Origin of the sequence: Thermoflavimicrobium dichotomicum, from assembly GCF_900114055.1 — a bacterium.
GTDB lineage: Bacteria > Bacillota > Bacilli > Thermoactinomycetales > Thermoactinomycetaceae > Thermoflavimicrobium > Thermoflavimicrobium dichotomicum.
The window spans coordinates 73,022-96,214 of sequence record NZ_FORR01000011.1; the positions used below are offsets into that span (position 1 = coordinate 73,022).

Genomic DNA, 23,193 nt, shown 5'->3' on the forward strand with positions numbered 1-23,193 from the left:
CTCGTTTTTAAGCAACGGGAGTGAAACGGAAAAGGAAAACCGGCATATAATGAAACTTTGTCAACAGACTGAGGAAATAGTTTTTCTCGAAAAATGATAGAAGATCCAATATGATAGAAAAAGAAGGTTGGGGTGAAAGAGGTGTAACAGATTGGCTGCAATCAAAGATGCGGAGAGGCTGTTGAAGCAGATTTATGGCTATTCTTCATTTCGGCATGGTCAACGGCAACTCATTGAGTCGATTCTGCAAGGAAAGGATATGCTGGGAATTTTACCAACGGGTGGGGGAAAATCGATCTGTTATCAGATTCCGGCATTGATGTTAGACGGGGTTACCATTGTCATTTCTCCCTTGATTTCGTTGATGAAAGATCAAGTGGATGCTCTGAAACAGCTGGGAATTCCTGCTACCTATATCAATAGCTCTCTGAGCTTCGAAGAGATTCAGCGACGGATTCGCAAGACCAAAGAAGAAAAGGTTAAAATCCTGTATATCGCACCCGAACGTTTGGAATCAGATTCGTTTCTTTCATTACTCCAATCGATTCAGGTATCATTGGTAGCTGTGGATGAAGCGCATTGCATTTCACAGTGGGGGCATGATTTTCGCCCAAGTTATTTACATATAGGAAAAATGATTGATCAGCTTCCGAAACGACCCATTGTTGTGGCACTTACCGCTACCGCTACCCAGCTGGTACGACAAGATATTTTGGACAACTTGTCGATCCCTCCATCCCATGTTTTAATTACGAGTTTTCAACGGCCGAATTTACGTTTTACCGTTCTGCATGGTTTGGACAAGCGGGATTATATTGTAAATTATCTGCGTCAGCATCCGAACCAAGCTGGGATCATTTATTGTGCCACCCGAAAAGATGTAGATCAATTGTATACATATCTTTCCAATCTGGACTTTTGTATCGGAAGATATCATGCTGGAATGGACGAAAGGGAACGGGACCAAATACAGGAACAGTTTTCTTTTGATCGGATTTCAGTGATGGTCGCCACCAATGCCTTTGGCATGGGTATTGATAAATCCAATGTTCGTTTTGTGATTCACTACAATATGCCCAAAAACCTGGAAAATTACTATCAAGAGGCAGGACGGGCCGGTCGGGACGGGGAAGAGAGCGAATGTATTTTGCTTTACCATCCCCAAGATGTTCATATCCAGCGCTATTTGATCGAACAATCGGATTTAATTCCAGAACGTAAGCAATACGAGCTGAAGAAATTACAGGAGATGAAAAATTACTGCCTGACCCAACAATGTTTGCAGCAGACCATTGTTCATTATTTTGATGATCAAAGTGAAGAAACGTGTGGCAAATGCAGTAATTGTCAAAAATATCGTCAGGATGCACAAGTAGAGATGATCGATCTGACGACAGAAGCGCAGAAAATTTTCTCCTGTATCAAACGCATGCGTGAAAAGTTTGGATTGTCACTCGTAGCTCGAGTTTTAAAAGGGTCCAAATCGCAAAAGGTGAAACAGTTTGGTTTTGACCGTCTGCCCACATATGGTTTGATGAAAGAGCATACAGAAAAAGAGATTTATCAATTGTGTCAGGTATTGGCCGCAGAAGGTTATATCCAAACTGTATATTCTTCTTCTGCATATCCAGTTGCCAAACTAACAGAAAAAGCGATAGAAGTGCTCAAAGGGCAAAGAAAAGTAATCCATCGCCGATTGAAAACAAAAGAAGTTGCACTCGGTACCCAATCCCCGCGCGAAGAGTTGTTTGAGGCGTTACGCAAGTTAAGGCAAGAGATTTCGCAACAGGAACAAGTGCCCCCTTATATGATCTTTCATGACAGTACCCTCAAAGTGATGTGTGAGCTGCTGCCGCAAAACAGGCAGGAAATGCTCAAAGTCAAAGGAATGGGAACTCATAAGTATGAACGGTATGGCAAACACTTTTTGCCAGTGATTCAGGAATATGTACAGAAATTTCAATTAGTCCCTGCCCAGTCCGGGCAGAAAGAAAATATGGCAAGCCACATCATTACTTACCAGATGTTGCAACAAGGAAAAACATTGGAGGAAATAGCGAATGAAAGGCAGCTCCATATCCACACAATCCAAGACCATCTCTTTCGCTGTGATGTGGAAGGATTTCCGATTCGATGGGATGAGTATATCCCTCCCCAATATGAAGAAATGATTGAACAAGCCATTGATAAACTGGGTGCACATAAACTGAAACCCATTAAAGAAGCATTGCCGGAAGAAGTCAGTTATTTTGCCATTAAAGCGGTTATTGCCCGCAGACAGCAGATGGTAGCCAAAAAGTGAACGGCATCATGCGAAATTTACACCCTGATGGATAGGGTGTTTTTTTACTTTTATTTAGATAAAAGGAATTATTGACAACAAAAAAATTACGTAATAATATATTTGTACGATAGTTATTTTTTTTATGGAGTGATATCGAGTGACAGAAATCATGGAAGCCTATCTTGTCCAATTGCCTGAACAGGCCTCTGCTGTCCTCCATCCCATCCGGGGAGAAATTTTGTCGCAATTGAGCGAACCAGCATCTGCAGCAGAAGTGGCACGCCGAATGAATGAGAAACCGCAACGCATTAACTATCACTTGAAAATATTGGAAAAAGTAGGGTTGGTGAAGAAAGTAGGAACCAGACAGGTAAAAAACCTGGTTGAAGTTTTGTATCAGGCGGTGGCGCGTGCCTTTATTTTGTCAGATTCACTGGGTATTCATCCTGAAGCCATTCAGCAAGTGAAAGATCAGCATGCGCTTGCCCATCTGATTTATACGAGTGAGCAGATCAGGAAAGATGCCTTAGCGCTCATGGATCAGTCGGATGAAGGGGAAACCATTCCTAGTGCTACCTTGCAAACCCAGGTATATTTGCGAAATGAAGATGAACGTGAGGCGTTTGTTCAGGAGTATGTAGCCATGTTGAAGCAGCTGGCTGCAAAATATCAGTCTTCTGAAGCGAGCAACGCTTATCAGGTGGTATTGGCTGTTTATCCCCATCCTGGAAAGGAAGAGAAAGATGGCTCGAGAAAGGCAAAGTAAAAAGGATCAACGGTTGCAAAAGAATTCAGGCGAAAACAGACCGGCAAGTAATGTCATTCCTTTTCATCCCAAAATGGATACGAAAGAACTGCCGGTTCGTTCGACATGGACCGTAGAAGTGAAGGAAAATCACTTACCTGTGAAAATAACGCAGGTTTCTTCTGGATTTGGTCGGGTTCGGGCGATGATGAATGGGGAAGCAATGGTTTTGGCTTCATAGTATTCAAGAATCAGGCAAGCTGGAGTCGGTTTCTTTTTGGGATCATGAATAGAAAACTGGAGGAATATGCCGATTTTACAATAGATATGATGAGGCTGTTGACAAACCAGCATATAACAGAAACTTTGTCAACAAGCTGTATGATGAACTTGAATTTCATATAAAAAAGGAGCGTTTCATATGAAATTGGTTCCGACTGTATTGGAACAGACGGATCGTGGCGAACGGGCTTATGATCTTTATTCACGCCTACTAAAGGATCGCATTGTCTTTGTCAGCGGTTCCATTGAAGATGATATGGCCAATTTGATTGTGGCACAGTTGTTATTTTTAGCTGCTGAGGATCCTAAAAAGGATATTTATCTGTATATCAATTCACCAGGCGGTTCAACCACTGCTGGAATGGCGATCTATGACACCATGCAATATATCTCCCCAGATGTATCTACCATTTGTGTGGGAATGGCCGCTTCGATGGGAGCAATTCTATTGACGGGTGGAACACCTGGAAAAAGGCTCGCTTTAAAACACGCCGAGGTAATGATTCATCAACCATGGGGAGGATGCAAAGGGCAAGCAACCGACATTGAGATTCAAACCAGGCGTATGCTGCAAACGAAGGAAATGATTCATGAACTGATCGCCAAACATACAGGGCAATCCATTGAAAAAGTGGCAAAGGATACAGAACGGGACTTTTTCTTATCCGCTGAAGAAGCCAAAGCGTATGGACTCATTGATCAGGTGCTATAACGGAGAAAGAATATGAAGAAGATACTGATTTTAGGGATAAGTGGTACTGTTGGGAAGAAGATGGCCGAGATTTGTTCGGATGATGGCCGCTTTGAGGTGTATGGTACTTATCAATCCCATGGCTGTGATCTGCCGGTAACCCATTGTTTTGAATGGAATGTCGGAGAAATGGAACGCTTAGGTGCCATTTTGCAACAGGTGGAGCCGGATATTGTATTTTCAGCCCTCCGAGGGGACTTCGGACAGCAAATGAATGCGCATCAGCGATTGGCTCGATATGTAAAAGAAAAAGGCAGAAAATTGATCTTTTGTTCAACAGGGAATGTATTTGATGATGATTTCAGTCAACCACATGCTGAATCTGATCCCGTAAAAGCGCAGAGTGAGTATGGCCGTTTTAAAGCAGATTGTGAGCGTGAACTTTCGCAATTGTTAGATCGACAGCTGGTCATTTTGCGTCTTCCATTTGTAATGACCCCTGATCCAGAAAAAATGATGAGGATTTGTTTGCAAAATTGCGAGGATGGGAAATTTCTTGGATTTCATAATCTATATGTAAACATGATTACGGATGAGACCATTGCCAAGTTTGTTGTACAAATGCTCATGAAGCCAGATGAAGATTTTTATGGTGTATACCATGTCGCTACAACTGATTGGATTTCGCACAGTAAATTGATTGAACAAATATTACAAATATATAGTCCGGAAAATAGCAAACTTTGTACAGTTCCTTTTCCGGAGTCAAAGAATAAAACTGCTTATTTTGCTCTTTTGCCAAAGCGGATCAACTGGGAAATGACCTGTCTGGATGTATTTCAATATATAGCAGGAAGCCAAAAATAATGCGTCACGTTAAGACGATCGTTTACATGTTCAGCATGATCATTTGATACAATAAAAAAATAGATGCGTAAGCGAATTTAGGCGAATACCATTAGGGTACCGCCTTTTTCTTTTGATATAAAAGAAGATATGGAAAATCCGAAGTTGTGCTGGAAGTCCGTTTCGTTATTGGTCCAAACAGATGGATGAACAAGAGAAGAGGTGTAAATGAGATGAAGTCAATTCTTGTCGTTGATGATGAAAAGAAGATTCGAGAAGTGGTTTTATCCTATTTGCAGAAAGAAGGATATCAAACACAAGAAGCTGCTTCAGGCCAACAGGCTTTGGAATGGATTCGTCGCTCACCATTTGATCTCATCATATTAGATCTGATGTTACCTGATTTATCCGGAGAAGAGGTATGTAAGAAAGTTCGCCAGCTCTCGTCTGTACCTATTATCATGCTGACTGCCAAAGTGGATGAAGAAAACAGGGTGCAAGGGCTGTCTCTGGGAGCCGATGATTATGTAGTGAAACCGTTCAGTCCACGGGAATTGATGGCCCGTGTCAAAGCCGTTCTTCGTCGCTCGAGTTCCGATGAACTGTTGGCTGATTATCTTTCTTTCAATCAGGGTGATTTGGTCATTGATACGTTAAAACGTCAAGTTTGGAAACAAGGGAAATCAGTCAGTGTAACGCCGATGGAGTATCGATTGCTGTCCATTTTGGCCCGGCATCCAGAGCGAGCTTTTTCGCGAGAAGAATTGATTGAAAAAGCGTTTGGTTTTGACTTTGAGGGCGATATACGAACCATTGATCAGCATATGAAAAATTTACGAGCCAAAATTGAAACCGATTCAAAACATCCTGCATACATTCAAACCGTATATGGGTTTGGTTACCGATTTCATGGAGAGGACGCCAAATGAGGGGATTATATGCACGTTTGGCCTTTACATTTATCGGCATGGTTTCTGTTGTGATCTTCATTGCCGCGATTGTCTTGATGATCGAAACGCATTATCATTTTTTGCAATATCAAGAACAGGCACCCATATTGGATTCACAGATGGTGGCCCTTAATCATCATTTTGAAATGGCGCTGATCCAATCCATTATCTGGACAACGGCTGGTTCGTTGATCCTGGCGGTGACCGTCAGTTTTTATATTGCCAAACGAATTACAGCACCGCTCATTGAAATGAGAAGGGTGGCTGAAGAAATCAGACAAGGAAATGTGAAACAACGTGTGCAAATTCAGGGGCGAGATGAGCTGGCTGATTTGGGAAGAGCTTTAAATCACCTGACGGAGCAGTTGGAACAGCAAGAACTGTTGCGTAAAAATTTGACGGCTGATGTTGCTCATGAACTTCGCACTCCACTGACCACGCTCAAAAGCCATATGGAAGCATTTGAGGATGGGATTTGGGAACCCACACCAGAGCGTATTCATTCATGCTATGAAGAAATTGAACGGTTAATTCATTTGGTGGATGATTTGCATCAGTTGACTCGACTTGAATCCCCTGAATTTCAACTATCCATCTCAAAGATCAATCTTTTGAAAATGGTCCAAAGAAGTGTCAATCAAATGGAAGCAGCTTATTTACAAAAAGGTGTATCGCTTCGAATCGATACCAATCAACCCCTTTGGATGGAAGCGGATCCGGAACGAATGGTGCAGATTGTCATGAATCTCTTATCAAATGCGCTTAAATTCACTCCTAAGGGAGGTTGTGTAACCGTCCGAATCCAGGAAAAAGAAGAGCACATTTTCCTTGTCGTGGAGGATACTGGGATCGGTATTCCAAGAACGGATTTGTCCAAAGTATTTGAACGGTTCTATCGCGTGGACAAATCGCGAAGCCGCCGTCTCGGGGGAGCTGGCATTGGTTTGACGATCGTAAAAAAGCTAGTGGAAGCACATCAGGGAACCATTTGGATTGAAAGTGAGGAAAATAAAGGGACCAGAGTGACGATCCAGTTTCCAAAAAGTTTTCATGATCATCTTCATTAGATCTTCACAATTCCTCCTTATGATCAAGATGAAGTTGTTCGAGGAGGAATTGAGATGAAGAAATGGAAGCGCATGATGAAGAATAGTGCCTGGCTACTCATATCCACTTTGGCGATTGCGGGCTGTAGTGCGACAAATACTTCTCCTGGTGAACACACACAGCATATGGGTCAGGTAGAAGAGAATATGCTGAAGACTCCTAAAGTGATGAAAGATAAAGACGGAAAGACCGTAAAAGAATTTACGGTTACCGCTAAGGAAACAAAGTGGCAGATTTCTGATGGTTTGCAAGTAAATGCATTGACCTATGATGGAAGCGTTCCAGGGAAAACCATTCAAGTGGAACAAGGTGATAAAGTTCGGGTCCATTTAAAAAATCAGTTGAAAAAGCCTGTTTCCATTCACTGGCATGGATATCCGGTTCCCAATACGATGGATGGAGTTCCTGGTATGACCCAAGATCCTGTTGAACCTGGCAAGTCTTTTACTTATGAATTTGAAGCAACTGTTCCGGGAACCTTTTGGTATCACTCTCACTTCGATAGTTCCAACCAAGTAGATCAAGGATTATATGGAGCTTTTGTTGTGTTGCCCAAGCAAGAGGATGAAAAATTTGACCGTGAATATACTCTGATTTTGGATGAATGGCAAGGAAAAGGGAATCAAACCATGGACCACTCTCAGATGAACCACTCCCAGATGGATCATTCTCAGATGAACACGAGTAAGAATCATTCTGAAATGAATATGAACAACCACTCGAGTTCCAGCCAAAATCACTCAGAATCACATAACAAAATGCCCAATATGGATCATGATGAAATGATGAAACAAATGTACAATGTCTATTCAGTGAATGGCAAATCCGGCTCACTGGTTCAACCACTCAAAGTGAAAAAAGGGGAAAAAGTTCGATTGCGCATCATCAATGCAGGCTATTTGACACACGACATGCATTTGCAAGATCAATCCTTCCGTGTACTTTCTACAGACGGAAATGCCATTAAGAATGCAAAAACAGTGAAAGACCAACTCGTTTCCATCGGAGCTGGAGAAAGATACGATCTGGGCTTTGTAGCCGGTAACAAAAGTTTTGCGATAGATTTTCATGAAAAAACAGCCGGAGCAAAATCCCTGGTGATTCCCGTTCAGGTAGAAGGCAGTACATCTTCCAAACAACAGGCAGATCATCATCCATTGCCTGTACTCAATATGGCTAACTATGTAGCAGAAAAAGAGAAAACAGCTTCTTTTGATTCTTCTTATACTCTGCGTCTGAATTCAACAATACAAAATGGAGAACAAGTCTATACCATTAACGGAAAAACATGGCCCAATACAGATCCCATCCCTGTGAAAAAAGGCGAAAAAGTAAAAGTAACCTTGATCAATGAAGGAAAATCAGATCATCCGATGCATCTGCATGGGCATTTCTTTGATGTATTAGCGAAGAATGGAAAGCCAGTAACAGGACAAATCAAAAAAGATACACTCGTTCTTAAACCTGGGGAAAAGTACGAGATTATGTTTGTAGCTGATAATCCTGGTCATTGGATGTTCCATTGTCATGACTTGCATCATGCTGCTTCAGGGATGATGACAGATGTAAATTATCAAGATTATAAAGGTTCCTATCGTGCGGACCGGAACAAAACATCTGAATAGATAAGCATGAAAGAATAAAAGCCGATTTCCATTCCTGGTAAGTCGGCTTTTATTATTAAGCATGGTTCTTCAATCTTTTTACTATTTTTTCTAAATGCAACTTACGGGAACCTTTAAAGTAAATAATGGCATTTTTAGGTGCACGTAGGAGATGGCGGACGACCTCACCATGTGAAGAGCAAATTTTGACCTTGTTTTTGTCCATTCCGTTAGCGATCGCTGTTTTTGCAATAATGCGGGCATTTTTCCCGATGGTAATCAGCTGTTCTAACTTGAGTTGACTTGCATATTTCCCTACACGTTTATGTGAAGGATAAGTTAAACGTCCTAATTCAAGCATATCGCCTAATACTGCGACAGCAGGTCGTTGACGAGTCAGATGCCTCAAGACCTGAAGTCCTGCAATCATCGCGGTCGGATTGGCATTCCATGCGTCATTAATGATCAGACGATTGGACTGGCTGCGAAGGAGTTGCAGTCTCATTTTAGGAGTGCGAAACTGGGCAAGGCCTTTTTGTATTTCTCCAATAGACATTCCCATCGCTCTTGCTACACCAATGGCAGCTAAAGCGTTATATACATTATGGATTCCGAATGTGGGGATAAAGAAAGGATATCGTTTACCTTTGATCAATGCCTCAAACTTCATTCCATTTTTGGCAAATCGGACATTTGTCCCTTGGATGTGTGCACGATGTTGGATGCCAAATGTTCTCACTTGGCCCATAAAATTCTGTACATTTAGCTTCCGGGAGCGTTGATCATCAGCATTTAAAAATAGAATTCCTCCGGATCTCATTCCATCAATGATCTCTTGTTTCGCTTTGACGACAATATCTAAATTTCCCAAGCTTCCGACATGTGCTTCTCCGACGTTGGTAACGACACCAATGTGAGGTTTTACAATAAGACATTGCTTTTTAATGTTATTTAATGATTTCATACCCATTTCCAGTAAGAGAAGCTTGTGATGAGGTTTTAACTGGATCAAGTAATCTGGTAAGAAGGTAAATGTATTTAAATTCCCTTCCGTTTTTACCATAGACCATCTGGAACGCAAAATGGATGAGACCATTGCTGTTGTTGTAGACTTACCTGCACTTCCGGTAATTCCGATTACTTTGACTGCGTGTTGACGCCAATTCCAGTGAGCTAATTTCCAATAAGCAGCAAATGGATCTCTTACTTTAATGATACCGATGCCATGCGGAATGCTTGATGCAGATGCTTCGAGAGGGAGGACTACCGCGAGCGGTTTTATCTGGCGGATTGCTTTGAGCTGTCTGGACCAGTTTACTTTTTTGGAATAGAAGTAAACCTGCTCTTTTTTTAATCGTTTGGGTTTGGCAAAATTAACTGAATGAACCAGAAGTGTCCGACGTCCGGAGAGGATTTGCCCCTCTATTATTTGTGCTAATTTTCCAAGAGTGATGGCTTTCATGTGTGTACCTCCCCAACGGCTGGATCAACCAATCAAAGGGCTTGAGTTGATGTCTGTGTTATCATATTCAGTTGATTGGAAAAGGGGATTAGGTAAGGGCCTAATTTTATGGCCCGTACCACTTTGATGGGGATACGGGCCATTTTTTGGGATCTCATTATGAATCGGTACGCTTTTGGGTCAGCCTTTGGATTTTTTTCATTTATTTTTGCTTTTAGCGGTAAGAAAATGGTATAAGGCTACAACTGCAATAGGAACAATAAAAATGAATATCCAAAAATAACTCGTCCATGTACTCATGTTATAAACAGGAAAAGTTAATTCCTGTAAACCTCCCTTCCTTGATTCAATTGTTGATGCCTCTTTTGGATCTTAGTATGTGTTCGAATCACTTGAAGTAAATAGCCAATAATTAGTGTTATGACTGAGAAGGGAGTATTTGTTTGACAGTCTTCTCCTATTACCTTAAATTTAAGATACATCAGGTAATAGTAAGAGCAAGGAGTTGAACTCCATGTCTGAGATCCATGAAAAAGATTGTTCGCTTGAGTTATTTATTGTGTTGGCACGAGCCTATAACTGGGTTAATGCTCATGTCACACGTGATATCAGGCGTTATGGATTAAATCCGACAGAGTTTGGTGTATTGGATTTGTTGTATCATAAAGGTCCGCAACCTCTCCAACAAATCGGGGAAAAGATTTTAATATCCAGTGGAAATATTACGTATGTGGTAGATAAATTGGAGAAAAAATGTTTGCTTGTGCGAAAACCTTGTCTCAAGGATCGACGTGTGATCTATGCGGAATTAACCGAGAAAGGCAAATCGTTTTTTGCCAGTGTTTTTCCCAAGCATAAAGCAGTGATCCAACAAGCAGTAAGCGGATTGGATGAACAGGAGAAAGAAGTGGTTACAGATTTGTTAAAGAAATTGGGATATGCAGCACAAAAGAGTTATCATTCAGAATGTTGACGGTGTACCCAAGGCTCCTTTTCCATATTGTCCTCATTTTTGCTCACTGGAAAAGGAGTCATCTGATAGTTCATCCATAGCTCAAATGAAGGTAGATGGAATTATTAAACAATCGAAGGTTTAAAACTAAGTCTTGACTTATTCTTTTTATTCCATTATCTTAAATTAAAGATAAACAAATTTAAACTAATTGGTGAAGGATATCTCGGTCCAATATTTATTACTTCATTTCTCTTAATGTAGAGATTTTTGCAATGTAAAAAAAAGGGTTTCTTCACCACTCGATGCAACCATAACTAAAACAGTAAATGGAGGAATCGCAATGAGTACCGTTTTATTCGTTAAAGCAAATCCTCGTCCGTTCGAACAAGCAGTTAGTGTAAAGTTATATGATGCTTTTTTGGATGCATATAAAAATGTTCATCCAGAAGATGAAATCGTAGAGCTGGATCTTTTTGCAGAAAAACTCCCTTATTATGATTTGGATATGATTAATGGTATGTATAAACTGGCGAATGGCCTGGAACTGTCTCCTGAAGAAGAGAAAGCAGCGGATCTTGTGCAAACGTATCTAAATCAGTTTTTGGCAGCAGATAAAGTCGTTTTTGCTTTCCCTATGTGGAATTTTACCATTCCAGCCGTTTTGCATAACTACCTGGACTATTTGTGCCAAGCAGGTAAAACGTTCCGTTATACACCTGAAGGACCTGTTGGCTTGCTTGCAGATAAAAAAGTGGCCATCCTTCATGCCAGAGGGGGCGTGTACTCAGAAGAACCGATGGCCTCTAGAGAAATGGCAGCGAATTATGTCACACAGATCATGAACTTCTTGGGTGTGCAAGAGGTTCAATCTGTCATTGTGGAAGGGCATAATCAATATCCAGAACGAAGTGAAGCGATTATTCAAGAAGGAATTGAAAAAGCAAAAAAATTGGCAGCCGAGTTTTAAATAAAATGGGGCTGACTCAAAAGGTTAAGAGTCAGCCCCATTTTTGATTGAAACAAACGACTAATTATTGTAAAATTTACATAAATATGGATATAAAAGGAGGATGATGAATATGGATCAGCCAAAATACGATCAGACAAATGCTTCAATTCCATCAGGTCAGTCAAAAAATGAGTTTCACTTTAAAGATTCTTCCAATGTGGTGATCGGGCAAGATCGATCCCAAATCTATTATGGCGGCTTTTTTCAAAATTTTATTTATACAAGTGGTAATGAGCCGGTAAGTGCCAAGACATTGTCCATTCTTTTGATCGAGTATTTGGTTTGTATTTGTTTGCCGTATATTGCACTTGTGTATCTGGAGACGGAACGATTTGTGCTTACGTTGTTTTCCAGTTTTATCACAGATTTGGATATGGGCTCTGACTCTTTCGCCTGGCTTCAGGTTGCCTTTTTCTTGCTGACCTGTTTCCTGATCGCTTGTTTAACATCACGTCCGGGCGTCTACCTGTATAGTCTGATGATGGGATTTGCATGGGCAGCCACTGTCTTTTTGCTTCTTGCCACTATCCACCTGCCTTTTGCCTTGATTTTCGTTGGAGCCGTGGTGGTTTATCTATATAGTTTGTCTCTCCATTTCAAAATATTCGGTCTGAAAAAAATAGTGAATGTCAAAGATCCAGACCAAATCTGGCAATGGTTAAGGCAAAAAACGAAAGGAGCGGTAGATCATGGCAGATGAAAACAAAGAGTATTATCAAGCGAAAAATGTTTGGAACATGAATCAAGTGAGTGATTTAATGATCGCTCAAGATGAAGCACAGATCTTTATCGGTGAGAAAAAATCCAACATCATAATCCGTCAAGACTTGAAGGAATATATAAACCAATTGGAGCAGGTGCTGAATCAACTGGGGCCTGGGCTGAGTCAACAACAACAACAGGAGAAAGAACGAATGGTACAGGCCATTCCGGCTGTTAAACGGGAGCTGGACAAAACGCAACCGGATCGCGGCACGATGAATCAATTTTCTGATGATTTGCGGCAGTCCTCTTTGGTAAAAGTTTCTTCCGTAGCCGGGATTGCCAGCGCGATTATCGCCTTGATTGATCTGGTAACCAAATAAGAAAAAAGTTTGTTATTTCAGCGCCGGTTTTCCTTTTCCATTTCACTCCCGCTCAATAAATACGAGCAAAAGTTATTCCATTGGAAAAGGAAGACCGGGTTTGTCAACAGTTTCAAAAAACTCTGTTTTTTCTGGATTTTTGATCAACAAAGGGGCTCCTTTTTTGGTTCAACGGCTAATGTTCGATGTCATTCAGCGATAACAAGAAAAAGAAAGCCCCTATCTCCCAGAGACCTGGGAGATTCTTCTCCAAAGAATGAGGACAAACTTGCAGAGGAATGGTTCCTTATAGGTCGCTTGGGGTATTGCATCTCCTCTTTTTTTACAATTTTCGCAGTTTGATTTCCTGGATTTTGTGGTTAGCTCCCTTTTTTAAGATGAGATTTGCACGATATCGGGTGGGGAGAATATTTTTCTCCAAATTGACAGCGTTTATTTCGCTCCAGATTTGTGTAGCTGTTTCCGTTGCTTCTTCTTCAGACAGATTGGCGTAACGGTGGAAATAAGAGTTGGGATTTTGGAACGCCGTTCGACACAAGATATGAAAGCGATCCACATACCACTGTCTGATATCTTGTTCTTCTGCATCGACATAGATTGAAAAGTCGATAAAATCAGAGACAGCCAGTCTCGGTTTGTTGGCTTTTTTCGGTTTGGGAGTCTGTAGAATATTCAAACCTTCAATAATTAAAATATCAGGTTGTCGAATCGTTTGTACTTGATTAGGTAAAATATCATATTCAAGGTGGGAATATACAGGAGCTGTTACTTCAGACTTGCCAGCCTTGACATCAATTAAAAAATGAATCAGTTTTTGCAAATCATAACTCTCAGGAAAGCCTTTTCGTTTCATCAGGCCTCTTTGTTCCAATATGCGATTGGGATATAAAAAACCGTCTGTTGTTACAAGATCCACTTTGGGATGATTGGGCCAACGGGTAAGCAATGCTTGCAGGATCCGGGCAGTTGTACTTTTGCCTACAGCTACACTTCCAGCAATTCCAATAATATAGGGAACCTTGGGGGTTAATTGCCCCAAAAACAGATTGACCGCTTTGTATGTATCTTGGCTGTTGGCAACATGAATATTTAAGAGACGAGTAAGCGGAAGATAAATGTCACTGACTTCATTAAGAGAGATGCGCTCGTTAATTCCACGTAATTTTTCCAGTTCTTCTTCAGTAAGCGGTAGTGGAACAGAAGCACGCAGTTGTTTCCAATCTCTGCGAGTAAACGTGATATATGGAGATAGTAGTTCATTATCGGTCATCAAAGTTCACCTCGAGTTCGGACTGGGATTACATTTCCGTTCCTATTTTATCTAATTTTTTGTTGTGTATATATAAAAATCTACAAAAGTGAAGGCCAAGGGACTGTTCAAGTCAATCTGATCCTATTTTCATTCGCCATATCTGATTAATGGTTTCCGTTTTGGCTCTATGGCGCAAAATAGACTCAACCATTTCATCGTAAATCAACGACAAAATGAATACCAGTCTCTTTTCCTAAAATAGTAAGAGAAGGAAAATATTTTTGCAAGACAAAAGGTGAACATATATAGGTGGATCTTCAGCTTTGACCCATGATCTCTCAGGAAGTGGCCAGACAAGTGGTTCATAAGATTATTTATCATGAGTTGTTCGACAAATAAAAGAATATTCAAAATAAAAATACAAATAGGTCGTCCTGCGTTTGCTGATCCTGTACCTGATCCATTCACTTCAGGCTGGATGAAAAACTGCCTCGGTGTTTATACTGACTACTGAAATGATGTATGGAAAGGAGGAAGTGGAATGGAACCAGGTCAAATTCAAGATACGTTGGATCAGATTTTTACTGAGGACGAGCTGGGGCAAATTGTTTCAGCATTAAAAAAGTCTTATTTTGACATGAGTGGAAGCAATCAAATAGAAAACAGGCAAAAAATTGAAACCGCTTTGCATAAAATAGGGTGGGTGATCGATGAAGATCAACCCCACCAGATTCGGATGTTAAGAGACTACGAATTATAGTATATCGAAGAGACTGGCATCAAGCAAACACAGCAGTGTCCTTGATGCCAGTTTTTGTTTGAGAAAAGTTTCACATCCCCTTCATTTTATTTATGTGGAATAAGGGTAAACTTGTGTTAGAATGAAGGACGAGAGAGTGTTCCAAAGACTGGAGGAATTTTCCATGTCCGCAAAAGAATTTTTCGAGCTGTTTACGTATACAGCGAACTGGAATTTGCCATTAAATCTTTTATTTATAGGAATTGCGGTCATTTACCTTTTGCTGGTAGGACCCATGCGCCATCGGTTTGCTGGTGCTGAACCTGTAAAAGAGTCACAGAAATTTTTCTTTTTAATGGGCTTGATTGTTTACTATTTTACTTTGGGCAGCCCATTGGATTTGTTGGCTCACGAGCTGTTCAGCATGCACATGTTACAAATGTCTTTGTTGTATATTGTGCTTCCGCCCTTGTTGCTGCTGGGTGTACCTGCATGGATGTTTCGACCGTTGATCAAGATTCGTTGGATTCGAGCGATTGGGCGCTTTTTTACACGTCCATTGATTATTTTATTTGTATTTAACGGTTTGCTTTCGTTGTATCACTTCCCTTACATTTTTGATGCCATCATGAACAGCATGTTGTTGCATTTTGTTTCCCATGCCATTTTAATGTTTACAGCTTTATGTATGTGGTGGCCGATTATTGCTCCGGTACCGGAGTTGGATCGGGTGAAACCACTGATGAAGCTGGCTTATATCTTCGCAAATGGTATTCTGCTGACACCAGCATGTGCACTGATTATATTTGCGGATCATGTGCTGTTTGACGCATATGCGAAGATGTCCGAATTGGCACCCGTTATGAATCCAATTGATGATCAGCAACTGGGTGGTATCATCATGAAAATTGTTCAAGAAGTGGTTTATATTACGGCGATCGGTTTTGTCTTTGTACGATGGCTTCGTGAACAGCGAGCCAAAGACAAGCAAGAGCTGGAAGCATACTTTAAACAGAAGAATATACCAACTCCGCAAGAGTGATCCGGGATGAAAGTAGTAAAGTATTTGGGGACAGCACTGATCGGTACAGGTTTGTTGTTTGGTTGCAGTCCGGAAAAACCACAGGAAAAAGATACGACTTTTGTACAAGAAAAGCAATCAGCTGAGGAAAAGCTGTACCAAAATTACTGTTTAAATTGCCATGGTGAACAGCTGCGTGGCGGTTATGGCCCTGGCCTGCAAAAAGTGGGACGGAAGTATACAGAAAAAGAGATTCAAACCATTATCGAAAAAGGAATGGGCAAAATGCCAGCACAAAACTATATTCCCAAAGAAGAACAACTTCAGCTAGCGAAATGGTTAGCGAATCAAAAGTAGCCAATGAACATTTGCCAGATCGCATCTAACAGGGTGCGATCTGAGGCCGTTGACAAACCCGGTTTTCCTTTTCCAGTTGAACGACTTCTTGCTCGTATTTAAGCAACGGGAGTGAAACGGAAAAGGAAAACCGGCATATAACGAGAACTTTGTCAACAAGCTGAGATCGCATCTTAACAGGGTGCGATCTTTTTTGTTGGAGTTTCGTTCAGTAGATGGCTGGCCTGTTTATTAATGGATTCAAATTGAATGGAAATAGATTATTGTGAAATTTCTGCAAACAATCCTAAATGGAAACTGGTTTTTCCATGAAAGTTAAACAGACACCCGGAGCAATTTCGAGTTGTTTCACTTCCGTAAAGCCCAGTTTCTGATACAGTTTCAATGCGGGAAAATTGGCGGCACCTGTGCTTATGTATATTTATCTACATCTGTCTCGTTATCAAGAACAAATTGGATGAGGCATTGACCGATCCCTTGGCGGAAATATTGGGGATGGACGACGAGACGATCGATCTCCAATACTCGTTGTTTTTTTTCATAGGCAATGACTCCTGCGATGCATCCGTCTTTCCTGTAACCATAAAAGGTAAGGTTGCTTTGCATAAGCGAAGTGATGGTTTCATGCAAGTGGGGGATGCCTTGAAATCCGATCCATTCGGCTTCTACTTGGTATGCAGGAATTTGTACAGCCAGGATTTGTTCGGCGACTTCCCGTTGGCTGACATCCAGGGGGACTATCATGTTTGAGCTCCTTTCTTCGATAGAAACAACCTTTATTATCTCATATTAATAAAAAAGATTCTATCTATTAAGTGAAAATCTGTGATCAGATCAGTGATGAGGATCATGGAGTTTTTCTGATAAAAAATCCGTTGCTCCCCTTCAGGAACAACGGATTTCTTGTTATCCGTTCGTTGTATGGCTATGGGTGTGAATATATTGAAGGACTTCTTCGACAGCACGCTTTCCTTGATCGATGCAGTCCGGAATGCCAACACCATGATAGGAGGCACCAGCAAAAAACAGGCCAGGAAAATGATGGTGCAAAGTTTCTTCCAGCTGTTTTACCCAATCGGCATGTCCAACCGTATATTGTGGCATGGAACGATGCCAGCGGGTAACCCGATAGAAAAGAGGTTCTTTCTCTATATGCATGACTTTGGCGAGGTCTTGTCGAACTCGCTGGAGAATGATTTCATCAGGCTCGTCGACGATGGCTTCATCTCCACTTCTGCCTACATAGCAGCGCATGAGTATTTTTCCTTCAGGAGTGGTATGGGGCCATTTTTTGTTGGTCCAAGTGCAGGCAGTAATGGTTGTGTTTTCGGTTCGGGGTACGACAAAGCCTGTTCCTTCGTAAGGAATTTGTACATCTTGTGAATCAAAACCGAGAATAACCGTCGCTACCGATGTAGCTGGAACCGATTGAACCGGTTGAGGATGAGTAAAAGATGGCATCATCTTTTGCAGGCTAGGAAAAGGTGTTGTTACAATGACTGCATCTGCCAGAAATGTGTGACCGTTTTCACATGAGAGTTGATACCTGTGATTTTCTCGCTGGATTTCCTTGATCTTACATCCAAGATGAATGGTCTCGGGTGGAAGTTCCTTTCCGATTGCTTCCACGAGGGTAGATAATCCATTTTTTAGTGTAAGAAACTGTCCTTTTTCTTCCCCAGGGAGTTTCTTGGCTGGTCTCGTTTTTTTCATGCCCAGAATTAAACTGCGATATTTTTCTTCCATCTGTGCAAATTGGGGAAAGGTTGCTTTTAAACTCAGTCGATCAAGATTGCCAGCATAGATTCCGGATAAAAGGGGTTCAATCAGATGATCAACAACTTCATTTCCTAGCCGCCTGCGGAAAAATTCACCGACAGATATGTCACCTTCAATCGATTGGCGTGGTAAGAATAGATCAAGCGAAGCACGCATTTTTCCGGAAATGGAAAAAAGCCGGGTAGCAATGAACGGAGAGATCTGGGTAGGAACCCCCATGACAGCTCCTTCCGGAATCGGATGGAGTTTTCCTTTGTGCAAGATATAAGCTTGCCCTGTCCGATTCCGAACCAGTTGGTCTTCAAGTCCCAGGTCAAGGGCTAACTGTTTGGCACTGGCTTTGCGTTCTAAAAACGAATCAGGTCCTTTTTCCATGACAAAGCCATTCCAACGTTCAGTCCAGATTTTTCCACCCAAACGCTGTTGCTCTTCCAACAAAGTAATGTGAACGGATGTTTTTTGTTCTTTGGCTGTTTTGTAGAGGTAGTAGGCGGCGGAGAGGCCTGTGATTCCACCGCCAATGATCACAATCTGATACTCGCTCATACTCTGACACTTGCCTTTTTCTTTAATTGTTTGAGGATCACCGTGACAAGACAATCGATAAATTCAGGTTTGGCGTTTGGCATTTCTGGACGGTAATAATCCGCTCCAAGCTCATCGCAAACCATTTTACATTCAATATCGTTGTCATATAGAACTTCCAGATGATCTGCAACAAAGCCCAGTGGACAATATACAAAGGAGGTATAGCCCTTTTCTTGATGCAGTTGACGGGTTAGGTCTTGTACATCAGGACCAAGCCAGGGATCAGGTGTATTTCCAGCACTTTGCCAGCCGACTGCATAATGCCTGATTCCTGCTGCTTGTGCGACCAGATCGGCTGTTTCCTGTAATTGCTGTGGATACGGATCGCCTAGCTGCAATATTTTTTCTGGTAAACTGTGGGCAGAAAAAATAACGACTGTTTTTTCATGTTTGTCTGCTGGAATTTGTGCGAAGGTTTGCTGCAGTTGCTGAACCCAATACTCGATAAATTTGGGTTCCTTGTACCAGCTATCGATAGACTCAATATGAAGTCCGCCTAATTGGGCCGCCTTTTCCTGGGCACGCCCATTATAAGATTTGACGCTGAATGTGGAATAATGAGGAGCGAGAACCAAGCTAATCGCTTCCTCGATTCCCTCTTGATGCATTTGTGAGACAGCATCTTCGATGAAGGGATCGATATGCTTTAATCCCAGATAGGCACGAAACTCGATATCGTTTTGTACCTCGTTTAATCGATGTTCGACCTTTGCCACCTGTTCTTCCGTAATCCGGGCGAGTGGGGAGATTCCGCCGATCGCTTCATAGCGAGCTTTCAAATCTTCGAGAAGCTCAGGAGATGGCTTCCGTCCACGCCGAATATGGGTATAGTATGGCTCCAGATCTTCGGGTTTTCGTGGGGTGCCATAAGCCATCAATAGGATACCCATTCTTTTTTTACTTGACATCCAGGTTCCCTCACTTTTTTGTGTAATGGTGAACAAGATCAGTCAAACGCTGTAAGGTTTCCACTTGTACTTCTGGAAAGATTCCATGTCCCAGGTTAAAGATATACCCGGGGTGCTCCATTCCTTGGTCGAGGATTTCTTTGGCTTTTTTCTCGATAACCTCCCAAGGTGCCAGTAATAGTGAAGGATCGAGATTTCCTTGCAGCGTTTTCGTAATCCCCTGTTGACGTGCGGATTGGATGGATGTACGCCAATCTAATCCAATGACATCTACAGGCAGTTTGTCCCATTCCTGAAGCAGATGACCCGCTCCAATCCCAAAATAGATGATGGGGACATCTGAGGTTTGTTTTAAGGTAGAGAAGATTTTTTGCATGATGGGAGCAACATATTCCCGGTAATCTTCCTGGTTAAGAGCCCCGACCCATGAATCAAACACTTGAATGGCATGAGCACCGGCACGAATCTGTGCCTGCAGGTATGTAATCGTCATGGAACCCAATTTTTCCATTAGCGCATGCCATGCTTTGGTGTTACTGTACATAAAACCTTTGGTTTTATAATAGTTTTTGGATGGTCCACCTTCAATGATGTAGCTCGCCAAAGTAAAAGGAGCACCAGCAAAACCGATTAAAGGTACGGAAAGTTGTTGGGTTAACATTTTTACTGCTTCGATTACAAATGGAACATCTTTTTCCGGTTCCAATTCACCCAGGCGAGATACATCCTGGATGGAGCGAACAGGATTGGAAATGACAGGCCCGACGCCTGAGCGAATCTCCACGTCAACACCAATCGGTTTCAGTGGTGTCATAATATCGGCAAACAAAATGGCTGCATCTACGCCTAATTGCTTGACAGGGAGGCTTGTTACCTCTACACATACTTCAGGAATTTCGCTCATCTCAAAGAAAGAATATTTTTTACGGATATTACGGTATTCAGGTTGGTAACGTCCTGCCTGACGCATGTACCAAACGGGTATGTATTCAGTCGGTTCCTGGCGGCATGCTCTTAAGAAGGTATCGTTAAAGCTCTGACTGGCCATTCAGACACACCTTTCAATTTCGTTTCGTCTTGCTTTCTATCCAAGTCTATATAAGAATGTTGCATAATCCAATCAATTGATAGCGTTTCTGAATCGCTGATCACGCAATGGATGCAACAAGCTTAAAATATGGTTCTTTTATATTATTACCATATCCTTTTATTGTTAATGGAGATAGGGGTTTGGATAAAATGTCATCAAATTTTCTATCTTTCATGGAGATGAATAAAAACTTTGAGAGTTGGGAATGCGTCGATGCTTTTTCGCTTTAGTATTCATAAAAATAAGAAAAGGAGGAAGGATGAGTATGAAACAATGGATGGTTTATGTAGGGATCTTGACAAGTTGTCTGCTGCTTGCAACGAGCTGTCATTTTGAAATGAACAGGAAAACCGCTTATGTAGAAAAGGTCATAGACGGGGATACCATTCACTTGACCGAACCTGTAATGGGAACCAAAAAAGTGCGATTGGTCTCGGTCGATGCACCGGAAACCAATTATCAAGGCCAGGCACAACATCCATGGGGAGAAAAAGCGAAAAATTTTTTGATGGATTTATTGCCGGCAGGAACGAGAATTGATCTGGAATGGGATCAAGAAGCCAAAGACCGCTATGGTCGTTTGTTGGCCCATGTTTGGAAAGGAGACACAGATGTCAACAAAGAGTTAATCCGCCATGGACATGCAGTAACCTATTATATTGATCCAAATATGAAATACTTTGAGGAATACCAATCCGCTTATCTACGATCCAAAAGAGAAGGGAAGGGAATGTGGAATCCAGATCAGCCCATTTCCGCATTACCGTTTGAGTTTCGTGATCAAGTTTCGGGGCAGGTACAGGACAAGTATGTAGGGAATTATGATACCAGGCAATATGTACCGCCAGATCAATATAAAAGCATCCCGATAGAAAAGAGGATCTTTTTTCTGAAAGAGGAAGACGCGAAAAAAGCAGGATATAAAAAGATGGATTCATAAGATGGGAGAATGTATTGGGTCTGTGCAAACGATGTTAAGTATGTCATGGTCTTTGTTTTATAGAATGATCCTGAAAATGTGTTGCCGTTATTGAGGTTTTAGGTTTTTGAAGGAATTGGTCCCTTGACATGACTTATTTTCAAGTGGCAGGAGATGTGACATGGAAAGGAACCAATTCCAAAGCGTAATGAAGATGTTGTCAACGAGTTTACAGCGAGGGTTCGCTGTTTTTTTGTTTACCTTGGAAAAAAGCCTAGTTTTTCTCCCATTGTTTGGTTACCTCGCGAATGTGATCCAGTTGTTTCCAGTATTGTTCAATCGCCATTTTGCCTTCGGGTGTGATTCGGATAGTGGTATGTGGAATTTTTTTGCGAACAAATTTTTTATCAATCGCAATGTAGCCTGCTTTTTCAAGCTTGGAGAGATGACAGGATAAATTGCCTTTGGTTAACCCGGTCAGTTCCTGCAAAAAGAGAAATTCAGCCATTGTACATGCTGCGAGAGCACTCATAATGGCTAATCGGGCGGGTTCATGAATCAGTTTGTTCAATCGAGCCATTTCTTTAAAAGGCATCATAACAATGCCTCCTTTTTAAATCATTAAACTAGTTTGTATTATAAACCAAAAGAACAAGAAAAGAAAGGGAAAACATGTCACAGAATGTATAAAATATGAATCTTGATAAATAATGATTAATTATATATATTCGAAAAAAAGGAGGGATAAAATGAAACGTTTTTGGGCCATCATGTTGTGCATGGTATGGGTACTTGTTTTAGCTCCAACTGCTGTATTTGCTGCTGATGAACATTTTGCTTTTCGCGAGGTAAAAATAAAAGAAACAAAAGTGGAATACCTGGTAACAGGCGAAGCAAAGGTGTTCGAAGGAACCTACCATTATCTTGTGCGTGCTGGAAAGCAGGTGCTGGTCAAAGGCCATGGACGGGCTACCGCTGGAGCGCCCAAATGGGGTAAATGGCAGCAAAAGATCACACTTTCCAAAGAACAGATCAAAGGAAAGAAAAATGTAACGCTCGAGCTGTACGAAAAAAGTGCCAAAGATGGAAAAGCCGTCAATCAACTGATCATTCCTCTCAATCATCCATTTGGAAAGGAATATCAGAATCGAGCATTTCGACATGTAAAAGTAGCAGAACCCAATGTGATCTATGTGGTTACGGGTAAAGCACGGGTATTTGAAGGGGTTTATTCCTATATAGTAGAAGACGGTCACGATGTATTAGTTAAAGGAAGTGGCCAGGCTTCAGCAGCAGCACCTGCTTGGGGAACATTTAAACAAGAGATCGCTATTAAGAAGAGCAAGCTCCCTCACAATGGTTCCATCATTCTGACTTTGTACCAGAAAGATCTGTCTGGCAGGGGTGCGCACTTACATAGCTATTCCTTACAATTGGATCAGTTTCCTTGGTAGTGTCAGGCAAACAATACGCCGATGATTTCTTTCATGAAGTCATCGGCTTTTTTTGTGCATAGCGAA

General features: G+C 41.5%; 24 protein-coding genes. 17 read left to right on the forward strand and 7 right to left on the reverse strand.

The features are described 5' to 3' along the window. Positions 1-151: 151 nt before the first annotated feature. The 8 genes from recQ to BMZ78_RS11745 all read left to right on the forward strand — a co-directional run bounded on the left by recQ (position 152) and on the right by BMZ78_RS11745 (position 8,530). Complete coding sequence (gene recQ, locus BMZ78_RS11710; RefSeq protein WP_093230523.1) at positions 152-2,302, forward strand: DNA helicase RecQ; 2,151 nt, start codon at positions 152-154, stop codon at positions 2,300-2,302. Between the two features lie 139 nt (positions 2,303-2,441). Beyond that, positions 2,442-3,050, forward strand: coding sequence for a winged helix-turn-helix domain-containing protein (locus BMZ78_RS11715; RefSeq protein WP_245739837.1), 609 nt, complete (start codon positions 2,442-2,444; stop codon positions 3,048-3,050). Then, a complete protein-coding gene (locus BMZ78_RS11720; protein ID WP_093230524.1) occupies positions 3,028-3,270 on the forward strand; it encodes a hypothetical protein in 243 nt (80 codons plus the stop codon). The genes BMZ78_RS11715 and BMZ78_RS11720 overlap by 23 nt, the downstream gene beginning before the upstream one ends. Before the next feature lie 180 nt (positions 3,271-3,450). Beyond that, the gene (gene clpP, locus BMZ78_RS11725; RefSeq protein ID WP_093230526.1) at positions 3,451-4,023 is read left to right on the forward strand and encodes an ATP-dependent Clp endopeptidase proteolytic subunit ClpP; all 573 of its coding nucleotides are present in this window, start codon (positions 3,451-3,453) and stop codon (positions 4,021-4,023) included. A gap of 12 nt (positions 4,024-4,035) precedes the next feature. Further along, on the forward strand, positions 4,036-4,869 hold the full coding sequence (locus BMZ78_RS11730) for a sugar nucleotide-binding protein (RefSeq protein ID WP_093230527.1): 834 nt from the start codon (positions 4,036-4,038) through the stop codon (positions 4,867-4,869). Positions 4,870-5,081: 212 nt separating this feature from the next. Then, positions 5,082-5,777, forward strand: coding sequence for a response regulator transcription factor (locus tag BMZ78_RS11735; RefSeq protein ID WP_093230529.1), 696 nt, complete (start codon positions 5,082-5,084; stop codon positions 5,775-5,777). Next, positions 5,774-6,865, forward strand: a complete 1,092-nt coding sequence (locus BMZ78_RS11740; RefSeq protein WP_093230530.1) for a sensor histidine kinase — start codon at positions 5,774-5,776, stop codon at positions 6,863-6,865. Before BMZ78_RS11735 ends, BMZ78_RS11740 begins: the two co-directional genes overlap by 4 nt. A gap of 54 nt (positions 6,866-6,919) precedes the next feature. After that, entirely contained in the window at positions 6,920-8,530 is a 1,611-nt protein-coding gene (locus BMZ78_RS11745) for a multicopper oxidase family protein (RefSeq protein ID WP_245739838.1), read from the forward strand. 55 nt (positions 8,531-8,585) lie between these two features. Here BMZ78_RS11745 and BMZ78_RS11750 read toward each other — a convergent pair whose 3' ends face one another. After that, on the reverse strand, positions 8,586-9,971 hold the full coding sequence (locus tag BMZ78_RS11750; RefSeq protein ID WP_093230532.1) for a UDP-N-acetylmuramoyl-tripeptide--D-alanyl-D-alanine ligase: 1,386 nt from the start codon (positions 9,969-9,971) through the stop codon (positions 8,586-8,588). 514 nt (positions 9,972-10,485) lie between these two features. Here BMZ78_RS11750 and BMZ78_RS11755 point away from each other — a divergent pair. From BMZ78_RS11755 to BMZ78_RS11770, 4 genes are all read left to right on the forward strand, one after another. Next, positions 10,486-10,944: a MarR family winged helix-turn-helix transcriptional regulator gene (locus BMZ78_RS11755; protein ID WP_093230533.1), complete on the forward strand. Its 459-nt coding sequence runs from the start codon at positions 10,486-10,488 to the stop codon at positions 10,942-10,944. Between the two features lie 322 nt (positions 10,945-11,266). Beyond that, positions 11,267-11,893 carry an FMN-dependent NADH-azoreductase gene (locus BMZ78_RS11760; RefSeq protein WP_093230535.1) on the forward strand — a complete coding sequence of 209 codons (627 nt, stop codon included), beginning with the start codon at positions 11,267-11,269 and terminating at the stop codon, positions 11,891-11,893. A gap of 112 nt (positions 11,894-12,005) precedes the next feature. Then, complete coding sequence (locus BMZ78_RS11765; RefSeq protein WP_093230536.1) at positions 12,006-12,635, forward strand: hypothetical protein; 630 nt, start codon at positions 12,006-12,008, stop codon at positions 12,633-12,635. Continuing rightward, positions 12,625-13,020, forward strand: a complete 396-nt coding sequence (locus BMZ78_RS11770; protein WP_093230538.1) for a hypothetical protein — start codon at positions 12,625-12,627, stop codon at positions 13,018-13,020. The genes BMZ78_RS11765 and BMZ78_RS11770 overlap by 11 nt, the downstream gene beginning before the upstream one ends. Before the next feature lie 322 nt (positions 13,021-13,342). On the opposite strand, the gene coaA is transcribed toward BMZ78_RS11770, so the two are convergent. Then, on the reverse strand, positions 13,343-14,290 hold the full coding sequence (gene coaA, locus BMZ78_RS11775; RefSeq protein ID WP_093230539.1) for a type I pantothenate kinase: 948 nt from the start codon (positions 14,288-14,290) through the stop codon (positions 13,343-13,345). 523 nt (positions 14,291-14,813) lie between these two features. On the opposite strand from coaA, the gene BMZ78_RS11780 reads away from it, so the two are divergent. The 3 genes from BMZ78_RS11780 (at position 14,814) to BMZ78_RS11790 (ending at position 16,389) form a co-directional block, all read left to right on the forward strand. Continuing rightward, positions 14,814-15,032, forward strand: coding sequence for a hypothetical protein (locus tag BMZ78_RS11780; RefSeq protein ID WP_093230540.1), 219 nt, complete (start codon positions 14,814-14,816; stop codon positions 15,030-15,032). A gap of 163 nt (positions 15,033-15,195) precedes the next feature. Further along, positions 15,196-16,053 carry a cytochrome c oxidase assembly protein gene (locus tag BMZ78_RS11785; RefSeq protein ID WP_093230542.1) on the forward strand — a complete coding sequence of 286 codons (858 nt, stop codon included), beginning with the start codon at positions 15,196-15,198 and terminating at the stop codon, positions 16,051-16,053. A 6-nt stretch (positions 16,054-16,059) separates the two neighbouring features. Then, the gene (locus BMZ78_RS11790; RefSeq protein ID WP_093230543.1) at positions 16,060-16,389 is read left to right on the forward strand and encodes a c-type cytochrome; all 330 of its coding nucleotides are present in this window, start codon (positions 16,060-16,062) and stop codon (positions 16,387-16,389) included. A gap of 411 nt (positions 16,390-16,800) precedes the next feature. Here the strand turns inward: BMZ78_RS11790 and BMZ78_RS11795 are convergent, their stop codons facing one another. From BMZ78_RS11795 to hemE, 4 genes are all read right to left on the reverse strand, one after another. Beyond that, positions 16,801-17,133 carry a GNAT family N-acetyltransferase gene (locus tag BMZ78_RS11795; RefSeq protein ID WP_245739839.1) on the reverse strand — a complete coding sequence of 111 codons (333 nt, stop codon included), beginning with the start codon at positions 17,131-17,133 and terminating at the stop codon, positions 16,801-16,803. Between the two features lie 162 nt (positions 17,134-17,295). Further along, positions 17,296-18,714 carry a protoporphyrinogen oxidase gene (gene hemY, locus BMZ78_RS11800; RefSeq protein ID WP_093230545.1) on the reverse strand — a complete coding sequence of 473 codons (1,419 nt, stop codon included), beginning with the start codon at positions 18,712-18,714 and terminating at the stop codon, positions 17,296-17,298. Further along, positions 18,711-19,664 (reverse strand): ferrochelatase, encoded by a 954-nt coding sequence (gene hemH, locus BMZ78_RS11805; RefSeq protein WP_093230601.1) that lies wholly within the window; start codon positions 19,662-19,664, stop codon positions 18,711-18,713. Before hemH ends, hemY begins: the two co-directional genes overlap by 4 nt. A gap of 10 nt (positions 19,665-19,674) precedes the next feature. Continuing rightward, the gene (hemE, locus tag BMZ78_RS11810; protein ID WP_093230546.1) at positions 19,675-20,712 is read right to left on the reverse strand and encodes a uroporphyrinogen decarboxylase; all 1,038 of its coding nucleotides are present in this window, start codon (positions 20,710-20,712) and stop codon (positions 19,675-19,677) included. A 307-nt stretch (positions 20,713-21,019) separates the two neighbouring features. On the opposite strand from hemE, the gene BMZ78_RS11815 reads away from it, so the two are divergent. Then, entirely contained in the window at positions 21,020-21,694 is a 675-nt protein-coding gene (locus tag BMZ78_RS11815; RefSeq protein WP_245739840.1) for a thermonuclease family protein, read from the forward strand. 253 nt (positions 21,695-21,947) lie between these two features. Here the strand turns inward: BMZ78_RS11815 and BMZ78_RS11820 are convergent, their stop codons facing one another. Further along, positions 21,948-22,271, reverse strand: a complete 324-nt coding sequence (locus BMZ78_RS11820) for a winged helix-turn-helix domain-containing protein (RefSeq protein WP_217645006.1) — start codon at positions 22,269-22,271, stop codon at positions 21,948-21,950. 151 nt (positions 22,272-22,422) lie between these two features. Here BMZ78_RS11820 and BMZ78_RS11825 point away from each other — a divergent pair, with 151 nt between their 5' ends. Further along, positions 22,423-23,127 (forward strand): Gmad2 immunoglobulin-like domain-containing protein, encoded by a 705-nt coding sequence (locus BMZ78_RS11825; protein ID WP_175482437.1) that lies wholly within the window; start codon positions 22,423-22,425, stop codon positions 23,125-23,127. Positions 23,128-23,193 lie beyond the last annotated feature (66 nt).